This is a genomic window from Paenibacillus sp. 2TAF8 (assembly GCF_052114825.1).
In the GTDB taxonomy this organism is placed as follows: Bacteria; Bacillota; Bacilli; order Paenibacillales; family Paenibacillaceae; genus Paenibacillus.
This window is the reverse complement of the sequence record NZ_JBFRFN010000008.1, coordinates 29,904-42,409: the sequence shown is the minus strand read 5'-3', so window position 1 is coordinate 42,409 and position 12,506 is coordinate 29,904. Positions and strand designations below refer to the sequence as shown.

The window sequence follows — 12,506 nt, the reverse complement described above, 5'->3', positions numbered from 1 at the left end:
TCCATATGAAACTGGGGAAATGAATAGGTACAATGACAAATGGCACATAATTTGGAGGAGATCATCATGAGTCACGCAGGAAAAGTAGCCATCATTACGGGAGCAGGAAGTGGATTAGGTCAAGCCGCAGCGCTGAAATTGGCTGAGAAGGGTGCTTCTATCGTTGTTGTTGATCTGATCGAAAAGACAGGTCTTGAGACGGTAAGACAGATTGAACAGCTGGGAAGCAAAGCTATTTTTGTTCAGGCCGATGTGAGTAAAGCTGCTGAGGTAGAGAATTATGTGAAGAAGACGGTCGAAGAATTTGGCCGGATTGATATGTTCTTCAACAATGCGGGCATTGCGGGCCCAGGCATCAAATTAATTGAACATACAATCGAGCAATTTGACCAGATCATTGATATTAATTTGCGAAGTGTATTTTACGGATTAAAATATGTTATTACCGAAATGCTCAAAACGGGTGGGGGCTCCATTGTAAACACGGCTTCTACCGCCGGGATTGTAGGCGTTCCAGCAGTAGCTCCATATGCAGCAACCAAACACGGTGTTGTTGGTTTGACACGCACAGCCGCGATTGAATATGGCAAAGAAAACATTCGCGTAAACGCGATTGCCCCGGGTACCATTGAGACACCGATGGTTGTTCAGTTTGGCAAAGATAATCCGGAAGTTTTCCAAGCTACGGTAAATAGCATTCCGTCTGGACGTTTGGGCAAGCCGGAAGAGATCGCCAATCTGGTTTCCTTCCTGCTTGGAGACGAAGCGCCGTACATTAACGGAGCTGTGTATCCGATTGATGGCGCTGTTACTGCTCAATAAGAAGGTAGATCCATATATTTTTAAAAATAGAGCATGAAAAAGAGAGACTGTGTGGATAATCCGCACAGTCTCTCTTAATACCTAAAACTAACTTACGACTAATCAGCTCAAGACCTATTTTACTCCACAACACTTACCTCTTAGCAGAAAATCATGGTCAACACGGGCTCATGCTTCTACCTATCCAATGCTTCGACATAATCCTTCGCTTCTTTTAAAGAGAGACTGCGGGCTTCACGCAGCTTTTTTATCGCCTGAATTTTGTTTCCTCTGCGCACCATGGCAAGCAATTCTTGATCTAATTCATTCTTTAACTCACTCTGAGCAGTAGAGCTCGCACCAGCAAAAGAAGAGAACGATGCAGGATCCTGAGTTAAAGGCGAATTATTAAGAACGAAGCGATTCGCTTCGGGGGATGTGCCGTTTCGAAGTTGCTCCACCTCTGTTTTTAATTCATCCACCTGACGTTGCAGTTTACTGAGTTTTGACCATAAAATCGGAATAATCAACAGGAACACGACGAATATGAAATTGCTCATTTCAGTTTCACCGGGATTTCCTTGACGCCGCGAACGACCATACCCGGTCTCCATTCTAATGTATCGACATCGTTTTGCAATCTCATGTTTGGAAAACGATTCAAGAGTGTGCTTATCGCAATCTCGCCTTCAAGACGAGCAAGCGGCGCACCGAGGCAGAGATGAATACCTTTGCCAAAAGCGAGGTGTGCACTTTTCTCACGTGTGATATCGAACACATCCGGGTCTTTGAATTGCTCTTCATCACGATTCGCTGAATCCAGCGCCACAACCACAAGTTCACCCTTAGCAATCTGCTGCCCGCGGAATTCCATATCCTCTGAAGCCCAGCGTGAGGTGCTGAATTCAACCGGGCCGTTATATCGCAGCATTTCTTCAATGGCTTGATGGATAAGCTCAGGCTGCTGAATTAACAAATCCCGTTGTTCCGGATGCTCCAGCAGGGCCAAAATGCCATTCCCTATGAGATTTACAGTGGTTTCATGTCCAGCAATAATAAGCAGGGAGACGACACCAAGTAATTCCCTTTCGGTTAACTGTTCCCCGGATTCTTCTGCAGCAACGAGCTGGCTGATTAGATCATCTCCGGGTTCTTGACGTACTTTGGCGAACGAGGCCATCAGATATTCAGTGAATTCCTGTTCATGCTGTTGGAACAGTTCTCGATCCTCGGCGGTTGTTGCATTAATAACGGTGTTGGACCACATCCGGAATTTGTCTCGATCCTCCAGCGGCACCCCGAGAATTTCACTTATGACAATAATAGGAAGAGGGAAGGCAAACTCATCAATGAGATTCATTTTTTCTTGAGAAGGCAGGTTGTCGAGCAGATCATCGGCGATGCTCTGGATATGGCTTCTCATATCTGCGACAAGTTTTGGCGTGAAAGCTTTTTGTACCAAGCCCCGCAAACGACGGTGATCGGGTGGATCGGAGAACAGCATGTTACTGGAAAATATACTCTGACCGTCTGACCCATAGCGCTTAACCATATCTTTGCTAAAACGGGAATCTTTCAAAATCTGAACAGCATCCTCGTACCGGGTAATCATCCAGCCAAACTCACCTTGGGGAAACATGACTTTAAAGAGTGGGGTGTCTTTTCTTAATTTCTCATATACCGGATAAGGGTTCTGCGTAAATGATGCTGTGAAAAAATCAGTGCTTGATATCTCATTGGATTCGTTAGATTCATTCGGATTCAAATGTGTAATCTCCTCTCCTATGGCTGTAAGATATGTCTCTTTTTATTTATTCCATAAGTGAAGGATCAAAACCTTGTTTTGCGACGATAAAAATGCGAGTGATGCAGGAATATAGCGGGAGACTCAAGAAGACAAGAGAGTAAGTAAAGAATGCGTTTACAAAATAAAAAAAACGAGGTGAATGAAGGAATGTCATATAGGCAGTTGCCTTTGCATTATCATCAGATTCCCGCGAGTCCTATTGTTCTGGGGTGTATGCGTTTTGGTGGAGATTGGGACGGACAACCCATTACAGAAGATTTGGTGGTCGAAGGCCGTCAAGCGGTAGAGTCCGCACTGGAGATCGGGATTACTCATTATGATCTTGCAGATATCTATACACGTGGTAAAGCGGAGCAAGTATTTGGCCTTATACTATCTGATAGGCATGATCTTCGTGAACAGATCATTATTCAATCGAAATGTGGAATTCGGCTGGTAGGCGATGATGAAGGCCCGCAGCGCTATGATACATCGGGAGCACATATTTTAGAGAGTGTTGACGGAATTTTATCGAGGCTCGGTACAGATTACCTGGATATTTTGCTGTTGCATCGTCCTGACCCGCTTGCCCATCCTCAGGAGATTGGAGAAGCACTGGCTAAACTTCATCAGGCAGGAAAAGTAAGACATTTCGGCGTGTCCAATATGGGCTCAGAACAGATCCGCTTGCTTCAGATGTACAGCCGTGTGCCATTGATTGTTAATCAGTTGGAGATGAGCCTTGATAAAATTGGCTTTGTAGAAGCTGGCGTAACCGTAAACCGTGAGCATGCAAAAGATAATGTTTTCCCATACGGTACGATGGAGTATTGTCAGGCAGAGCATATTCAACTGCAAGCCTGGGGGCCCCTCGCACAAGGAAGATTTACAGGCAGAGTCATAGAGGGGCAGCGACCTGAGATTGAAGCTACTGCAGAACACGTAGATCGTATTGCTAAAAAGCATGGCGTTACGAAAGAAGCGATTGTATTGGCTTGGCTAATGAAACATCCAGCAGGAATTCAACCGGTGATAGGTTCAATTCGACCAGATCGAATTCTCGCTTGTCGTGACGCAGCGCGGGTTGAAATGACTCGATATGAATGGTACGAACTGTATTCGTCTTCGTGTGGAAGAAGAATGTAGAGTCTATAGACAAGATATATTCGCATTAAGTCGCTATTTTAGCGGCTTTTTTGTTATGGTCTTAGAGTTAAGTATGCTAAACACGAAACAAAATCAAAACGAAAGACTGTTGAAAAATGGTACGCTAGAACATCACTATTTTGACATTCAATAGAAAAGAAAACAGATCGTCATGGATGGCGCGCGGGGATGCACGACCTGTACTTTTTGCATTCTTTTCTTATTAAGCTGTGATTAGAAGTGATGTATGATTGTTTAAAAGATTGTAGTGCCTTCTCTCTGGATTCCGGGATTGAGGATTCATATTTGTACGGCTGTGTAAGACCTTGGACTTAGTCAGAAGTGCAGGTAAGAAGGACGTTTCAACCATTTTTGCGCGATTTAAGGCTGAGTGTGCCAAGGCTATGATAAAATGAAAATAAATAGGAACATACGATCTGTTTGATATGAGAGGAGACATCTTGATAATGGAGATGCTTAAACCGCCAGCTGAGACGTTATATGAGACGGAATTACGGGCATTACAGCAGGAGGATCAGGGCCATCGTCCCCCTAACTGGTTATTGTCGCCAGCGCATGTGCGGGATTTTATTATTGGTCGAGATCAACCAGCCATGCTGGATGGAAAACCAATTAATATCACTCGTAAATTTTACGGAAATGATGTATTAATCGAACGTGCAGTTGTTACACTTGCGGGGAATCGTGGATTGATGCTGGTTGGTGAGCCAGGTACAGCCAAAACAATGCTTAGTGAGCTGCTTACAGCTGCTATCTCGGGAACCAGTCTAAATACGATACAGGGTACGGCTGGAACAACGGAAGATATGATCAAGTATTCCTGGAATTATGCGATGCTTTTGGACAAAGGACCTTCGGAGGCGGCTCTCGTTCCTTCCCCGTTATATAATGGCATGAAAAAGGGCATTCTCACCCGTTTTGAGGAAATTACACGTTGTCCGGCCGAAGCACAGGACAGCTTGATCAGTATTCTGAGCGATAAAGTCATGAGTATTCCGGAGCTTGACGGAGGTGTACTTTTTGCCAAACCTGGATTCAACGTTATTGCTACTGCCAACATTCGGGATAAAGGCGTGAACGAGATGAGCGGCGCACTCAAGCGGCGTTTTAATTTTGAGACGATCAAGCCGATTCAGAATGTCAAAATGGAAGCCAAAATCATTGAATCTCAGGCGAGAAACCTGTTATTACATAGTGGAATTGATACCGAAATTCAAACCGACGTGGTGGAGCTGCTGGCGACTACGTTTATGGAACTGCGGACAGGCATGTCGCGAGAAGGTTATAAGCTGGATACACCTCAAGCGTCCATGAGTACTGCAGAAGCGGTGTCCGTGTACGTGCAAAGCGCGATGACCTCCTATTATTACGAAGGCAAATCCATTGCGCTGGATCGGCTGGTGCAAAATATGCTGGGAACGATTGCTAAGGAGAATGACAAGGATTTAAATATTCTCAAGAACTACTTTTCCAAAATTGTCAAAGCTCGCTCTGCGGAAGAGGAGATTTGGAAGAATTATTATGAGGAAAGAAAATGGATCGGTTAGGCCAGGAGCAGTCTGCTGACCCTGCCGTTTTATCGGATGTTACCGATTTGAATCAGCTGCAATCCATTTTTGATACAAGTGTATTTAATTTGAATAACAGAACGGTTTATTTTCCAATTCGGCATCATAGTCCGGCTTGTGCGCATCATCTGCTGCGTGTAATCGGAGAGTACAAGCCCGATATGATTCTAATTGAGGGACCGGAAAGCGGTAACCCGCTCATTTCTGTTCTCACGGATGAAGCGACCCTTCCTCCAGTCAGTCTGTATTATACCTATGAAGATGAATATGGAAGAGAAGCCTGTTATTATCCGATGCTTCGGTATTCACCTGAATATGTTGCGCTAAAGGAAGCTCATCGGCTTGGCATTCCGGCACAGTTCATTGATTTGGATTATCGGCATGTATCGGTACGTGCTGGCAACCCTCCGCAAACAGAGCAGAAAGAGATATCCATTCAGGACGAAACGCTGCTTGCCGGATCAGACTTCATTAACCGATTGTGCGAGAAAACAAACTGCCGCAGCTTTGATGAATTGTGGGAAAAGGTATTTGAGATCGGTGGTCTGGAGAAAGACACCTCAGTCTTTGTTCAGGATGTTTTCACCTACTGTACACTATCCAGAATGTGTTACACTCCTGAGCGGCTGATTGCAAACGGTGACTCGCTACGTGAAGCGCATATGGTGAAACGAATTAAGGAAGCAGAAAAGCAGTATCAACGTGTGCTTGTTATTACCGGAGGTTTTCACACGTATGGCTTAGTGAATTCCATTCATCAAGAAGTGGAGCCAAAGGGTGAGACAACACAGCAGGCTGGAGCAGATGAAGGGGATGTTCAACAACAGATGTACCCCATGGTTTACACGTTTGCCGAGGCTGATCGTCTGAATGGTTATGCCAGCGGTATGCCTTATGTGTACTTTTATGATCAAATCTGGGGTCAGATTCTTCGTTCTCCAAGTTCTCCTTACCGTGTAACCACGTTAAATGTGTTATCGAGACTGATGCGTAAGCTGAGGGAAAGAGAAGAACATGTATCTACAAGTGATGCGATCGAGGCTTACAGTATGATACAGGGTCTGGCAGAGCTAAGAGGCAAGCGAGAAGGCGGAGTTTATGAGCTTATGGACGCGGCACTTTCTTCATTTATCAAAGGAGAACTTACGCTGGCCACGGATAAGCCGTTGCAGGAACTGCAGCTTCTATTAACCGGGGATGCCATCGGAAGTGTTGCGCCTAATGCTTTTCATATCCCGATCGTAGAGGATTTCAAAACTCGTTGTACGGAGCATAAACTCCAGATCCGAACGACTGGACAGCACAAAAAAGTGCTTGATTTGTATGCTAAACCAGAACATCGCTTGATCAGCCAGTTGTTTCAATGTATCTCTTATCTGGTTCCCGAGTTTGCGAAGCGTCAAGCAGGTGCGGACTGGATCGCACAGCGTGATATGAACCTGGTTCGTGAAACTTGGGAATACATGTATTCCTCACGGATTGAAGCACGACTCATTGAAAATTCTCTGTATGGCGGTACGCTTGCTGCTGCAGCTACTCGTAAAATGGAGGAGCAGATGCAAGACATCCCGGATCATCATAGCGGAGAGATTGCAAGGCTGATGCTTCAAGCACTGCTGATGGGTCTTCAGGAGACAGCCATGCATTTGTATGCCAAGGTTCGAGCCGCCCTGCGGACTGATGGACATTTCCTTTCTTTGTGCAACAGCTTAACCATTCTGAATCGGATTTATCAGCACCGCAGGTTGCTGGGATTATCGGATGATGCTCACCTGTCTGATCTCGTATCAGAAGCCTACAGTAACGCGGTTGACAAGCTACAGCAGCTTTCCAGAACGAACGCCGATGAGCATGAAGGCATTATTCAGGGGTTGAAGTTACTTGCGATGCTGGCGGAGTCGTCAGAGGAGCAATTCCAGGATACGGCTTTTCGGATCCATCTGAATGAACTTTTGTCGGATCCGAAGCTTCCTGCTCAGCTTGAAGGGGTCTGTATCGCTATTGCATCCGGACTGGGTGACCGATCCAGAGAGGAAATTGTGGAGCGTGCGAGGGGGTATATTCGTGGAACACCGGAACAGACCCGTCAAACGGCATTATTTTTACAGGGTGTGTTTACGGTTGCGCGGGATGCCTTTTTATATGAAGATCAGTTGTTGTCGGAGCTAAATGGACTGATTGAGCAGTTGTCCTATGACGATTTTATTGCGATGATTCCAGAACTACGTCTGGCTTTTACTTACTTTACGCCGATGGAAACGAATCTAATTGCTGAACGTGTGGCAAAACTGCATCAGATGATGCCGGATGAGATGACGACCCCTGTGCTGGATGAACAGATGCTCGTTCAATACAGATCGCGGGATGAGGCGCTTCGGAAGGAGTTTGCAGCATGGAAGTTAATATGAACGAAGCACCTCATGGACAAGACGAACCGTTGACGGAGAAGTCTTCCACGCAAGAACGAAGTGCTGTCGAAACTTTGAACCGTTGGCGCCTGATTCTTGGTGAATCGGCTGAGGTGGGCCTGTGTGAATCAGATCAATATACAACGGGTGAATTTCAGTATGTGGAACTGGACGAGATTTTAGGGTATTTGTATAACCGGGAATACGGAGAAGAGCAAGGTTACCGCAAAGAAGGTGGACGTGGTTCATCAGAGCTTACCGTTCCGAATTGGTTACACAAGGTCAGAGATCTTTTTCCCAAATCAACGGTTGAAATTTTGGAAAAACAGGCATTGGATCGTTACGGACTTACGGAACTGTTAACAGATAAAAAGCTGCTGGAGTCTCTTGAACCTAATATGAACCTTCTCAAAAACATCATGCAGTTCAAGGGACGTATGAAAGGTGAAGTACTGCGGAGTGCCAAAGATATTGTGCGGACAGTCGTTGAGGATCTTCAGAGGAAGCTGGAGTCACATACCCGTGCCAGTATTATGGGGAAACGAAGTAAGTATGCGTCCAGTTCAGTGCGCTCATTGCGTAACCTGAATTTTAAACGTACGATTGCCCGCAATCTGAAAAATTATGATAAACATAAACGAAGGTTTGTGATTGATCGTCTTTATTTTGATGGGAATATACAGCAGCACAATAAGTGGAACATCATTATCGGGGTAGATGAAAGCGGCAGTATGATGGATTCGGTGATTTACAGTTCGGTCATGGCGAGTATTTTCTATCGTTTGAATGCGTTACGCACGAAACTGTTCATTTTTGATACCAAGGTTGTGGATTTAAGTGACCGGCTTGAGGACCCTGTGGACGTGCTGATGAATGTGCAACTTGGCGGAGGAACTCATATTGCCAAAGCGCTGCGTTACGGCGAGACGCTGATCGAGAATCCTGGTAAAACGATATACATTCTGGTCAGTGATCTGGAGGAAGGATTTCCGATCAATCAGATGTATCAAGCATGCAAGGATATTATCGATTCAGGATGCAAGTTGCTTGTTCTCACGGCACTCGATTTCAATGGAGAATCGGTATATAACAAACATGCCGCGCAGACGCTGGCCAATATGGGAGCACATGTCGCAGCTATAACGCCTAATGAGCTTGCCGAATGGATTGGAGACATTATTACTTAAACCAACTTAATGGAGGAATATATGATGCTTACCGCAGACCGTGCAGTAGAGAGTTTAGTAGAAAAGTTCGCTTCAATCTGTTCAGATGATTACTCACTCACGACCGATCGCAGTTCCGAAATTATTGATTATGTTATGGGTGCGACAGAACAATTTCCTGATATGATGGGCAAGACGAGCCATTACGTCTATCGAACTGTAGAGGCACTATCCAAGCTTGGCAAAAAAGACGATGGAGATATTTTTTTCCGTGCCGGAGCGATTGCCATGCATCTGGAGTCGAATTATTTTCGCAGAAGCCCATGGGGAGTTAACGCATTCACGGCTTGTCTTGGTGAGGATTCAGAGGCTTACGGATTAAATGCAAAAAGCAAGAGTCCAGACCGGATGGGCGTCTTGTTATCTCGTTTGAAGAAAATGAAGCAATATGCTGGCGAAGAAGAAATTCTCACGGAGCTTAAAAGACGCGTGAAGCGAGCCCAATGGTTGTTTGATTCCAAAAAGGCAGATAGTCAGGGCAATTTCAGAGATGTGGTTGATGCCATGATTCTTGTTCATTTGTGTTTGCAACCGGATTGTGAGTTTACGAATAAGGACGAGATCAAAGAAATCAGTGCATCCCTGCCCGAGCTGTTCCAATATGTTATGGCGAATGATGCGGCAAAGCTCCACACAGAGCTGTATTCGTTGATCGAACCATTAGTTGCAGGCAGCGTTCAAGGTAAACAAAACAGTTCCACCCAGTTGCTTGAAGAGGAATTCCTAAAGCAGAAACGCAGTGAACTGATTGCAAAGCACTACCCGGAAATCACATTCTCCCCGAAACATCATGTTTCACATGCCGATTTTCATCAGACCATGGTGTTGCTTAGCAGTGCGGTGTTATATCTGACGAATATCCATGGAGGGAAGCAGCAATTTCTGGATAACGCCAGTGAGGTTGGCAAAGTACTTCTTGAAGTCATTCATCACTTACATGAGATATATCCGATGGAGGTTCGTAAGTATCTACTTAGTATGAATCCTCGTTCAAGAAGCGAAGATGATCTGCTGGCTGGTCTGATCCCGCTGAACGAGCCCTATCAATTAATTGAATTGATGCAGATCGAGTTGAACTCATACCGCGTGTCATGGATTATAATCAAGGCGGCCATTTCCAATCAACCTGAACACTCCAAACGAGCATATGAGATTGTCAGGGCACCATTTCTGAAGTTATGCCTTCATAAAATGATGTTGGATCAGGGAATCACTTTACATCATCCGGAAACTACAATCGAAGAGGCTGTATTCCGTGTACTGCGTCAACCTTTAGAGGGTGGGCGGCAAGGACTTGCTATTGCCAGATATTTGAGTGGTGAGAACACACTTGAGGAATATTGGGCAGACAAGGACAGTCGTGGGTTGTTTAATCATGTCAATCGGGATCGTAAACGAATTAACAATCTCATTAGCATCAGTTTCCTGCCACTTGATTCGGAACCGATGCACCGCTTTGCGATCTTGCTAACCCACCCGGAATGGACGCTAGATATTGTATCAGATATGTATCACTCTTACGCATTTAGCGGTGAGCAAATATTGAAAGCATATGGTGACGATCCTCAAGTTAAACGCGAACAATTGCTAACAAGTCTAATATCGTTGAATGGTATGACGGATTATACGTATCAATCGATGCCGCAGGATGAGTATCGCCGTATTTTGCAGCAAAACCTGGAGTATGCATTGAAGCAGTACAAAAAACTGCCAACGGACACACGTATATTAACGCTGGAGGTTGCATTTGAGCAGAGAGCCACCTTGCCTAAGAAACAATTGGTGACAGCTATTCAAGCAGGTTTGCAAGATGCGTCCAAACGGGCAAACAGTATTGCTCTGGCCGAATTCAACCGGGTTCCGGATCAAGAACTGTATACGATGATTTATCGTGCGGAGAAAAAGGCATCCATTAAAGAAATGGCGTTAACAGCGATCCGAAGTCTGGATAACAGTAAGGAATTATATACAGAACTGTTGCAAAACGAGAAGTCAGCGGATTGGAAAAATCTGATTCAGATTTTGCTCGATACAGCTGAACTAAGTCCTGAATATGCACATGCAGCGCTTGCTGATCTGGCTGATGCCAAAAAGATATCCCGGATCAGCTGGTTACCTCTCAAGGAACTGCCAGCTTTAATCCGTTCAGCGGACGGTCAGCCTCTGGATGATCGGATCAAACAGTATGTACTGTTGCAATCTATTGATCACGGGTCTGGACCGAATGAGCGGTTAAATGAACTCAGAGAATATGTGAACGAAGCTTCGCTGATTCGGTTTTCGAAAGAACTACTGCAGATATGGATTCATGAAGGTGCACCTGCGAAGGAAAAGTGGGTCATGTATGTCTCCGCACTCTTCGGTGATATTCAGATTGTTCATATTTTGACTCCGCAGATTAAAGAATGGACAGAGAACAGCCGTGGTGCCATTGCAGCGGAGGCAGTGAAGGTGCTGGCGTATCTGAAAGAACCTTCCGCGCTTATGGCGATCGATAAGATCAAACGTAGTATGAAGAACCGCCAGGTTAAAGGAGCAGCGGAAGAAGCATTACAGCTTGCTGCGGAGAACATGGGACTCACTGCGGAACAGCTTGAAGACCGGCTTGTCACTTCCCTTGGTTTTGATGAAAATGGTACTTTGCAGCTAAGCTATGGAGAACGCGCCTTCCAAGTGAAAGTTAATGCCGAGCTGCAGGTTGTCGTCATGAATGAGGAGACAGGTAAATCAGTCAAAAGTTTGCCTGCTCCAGCACAAAAGGATGATCCTGAGCTTGCGGCACAATCCAAGGCACGTTTCACCCAGTTGAAAAAGGATCTTAAAACGATGGTTACGATCCAGACACAGCGTTTGGAAGAGTCGTTGTCGAAGCAACGTCTCTGGACGGCTGATGAATGGACATCCCTGTTTGTGGACAATGTGATCATGCAGAAGTTCGCTGTTGGATTAATCTGGGGAATATATGAAGATGGTGAGTTGGTCAGCACATTCCGGTATATGGAGGACGGTACGTTTAATACGGTGGATGAGGATGAAACGGATTTACCATCAGAGGCTCAGGTAGGGCTGGTGCATCCGCTTGAACTGGATCAGGAAATTTTGGAGGGATGGACTACTCAGCTTGAGGATTATGAGGTCAAACAGCCTTTTGAGCAGCTGAAGCGTCAAATCCACTTGATTGAGGACGAAGATCAGGCCAAGACAGAATTTGAACGTCTTCCGGAAGAGGAGTTCTCACCAACCGCTCTTCCGAAAGCTCTGGAAAAATACGGCTGGATTAAAGGGCCTGCACAAGACGGCGGTTGGTTCCATGAGTTTTACAAAGAGTATGGAGAGATCGTTGCTGAACTTCGATTCAGCGGTACAAGTATCACTTATTATGAAGGACTGGATGATGTTACGCTGGAATCATTACATTTCTTCAAACCTAACGGCAAGAGACAGCATTATTATTACGCAGATAACAAATCGATTCCTCTGGGCAAGATTCCAGGCCGGGTATTTAGTGAAACGATCTATGATATTTTGAGAGCAACGGGGCGCTGATTCC

At 45.3% G+C, this 12,506-nt stretch carries 8 protein-coding genes; 6 read left to right on the top strand and 2 right to left on the bottom strand.

Annotated features, from left to right (window positions below; translation table 11 throughout):
* Nucleotides 1–66: 66 nt before the first annotated feature.
* Entirely contained in the window at nucleotides 67–822 is a 756-nt protein-coding gene (locus tag AB4Z30_RS13735; protein WP_441927215.1) for an SDR family NAD(P)-dependent oxidoreductase, read from the top strand.
* A gap of 176 nt (nucleotides 823–998) precedes the next feature.
* Here the strand turns inward: AB4Z30_RS13735 and AB4Z30_RS13730 are convergent, their stop codons facing one another.
* Together AB4Z30_RS13730 and AB4Z30_RS13725 are read right to left on the bottom strand one after the other, a co-directional pair.
* Nucleotides 999–1,361 carry a ribosomal protein L7/L12 gene (locus tag AB4Z30_RS13730; RefSeq protein ID WP_441927213.1) on the bottom strand — a complete coding sequence of 121 codons (363 nt, stop codon included), beginning with the start codon at nucleotides 1,359–1,361 and terminating at the stop codon, nucleotides 999–1,001.
* Entirely contained in the window at nucleotides 1,358–2,566 is a 1,209-nt protein-coding gene (locus AB4Z30_RS13725; RefSeq protein ID WP_441927211.1) for a cytochrome P450 family protein, read from the bottom strand. Before AB4Z30_RS13725 ends, AB4Z30_RS13730 begins: the two co-directional genes overlap by 4 nt.
* Nucleotides 2,567–2,755: 189 nt before the next feature.
* On the opposite strand from AB4Z30_RS13725, the gene AB4Z30_RS13720 reads away from it, so the two are divergent.
* From AB4Z30_RS13720 to AB4Z30_RS13700, 5 genes are all read left to right on the top strand, one after another.
* Entirely contained in the window at nucleotides 2,756–3,733 is a 978-nt protein-coding gene (locus tag AB4Z30_RS13720) for an aldo/keto reductase (protein ID WP_441927209.1), read from the top strand.
* A gap of 467 nt (nucleotides 3,734–4,200) precedes the next feature.
* Nucleotides 4,201–5,301 (top strand): ATP-binding protein, encoded by a 1,101-nt coding sequence (locus tag AB4Z30_RS13715; RefSeq protein WP_441927207.1) that lies wholly within the window; start codon nucleotides 4,201–4,203, stop codon nucleotides 5,299–5,301.
* A complete protein-coding gene (locus AB4Z30_RS13710; protein WP_441927205.1) occupies nucleotides 5,289–7,730 on the top strand; it encodes a DUF5682 family protein in 2,442 nt (813 codons plus the stop codon). Before AB4Z30_RS13715 ends, AB4Z30_RS13710 begins: the two co-directional genes overlap by 13 nt.
* Complete coding sequence (locus tag AB4Z30_RS13705) at nucleotides 7,715–8,917, top strand: VWA domain-containing protein (RefSeq protein ID WP_441927203.1); 1,203 nt, start codon at nucleotides 7,715–7,717, stop codon at nucleotides 8,915–8,917. The genes AB4Z30_RS13710 and AB4Z30_RS13705 overlap by 16 nt, the downstream gene beginning before the upstream one ends.
* A 21-nt stretch (nucleotides 8,918–8,938) precedes the next feature.
* Nucleotides 8,939–12,502, top strand: coding sequence for a DUF4132 domain-containing protein (locus AB4Z30_RS13700; protein WP_441927201.1), 3,564 nt, complete (start codon nucleotides 8,939–8,941; stop codon nucleotides 12,500–12,502).
* Nucleotides 12,503–12,506: the final 4 nt, after the last annotated feature.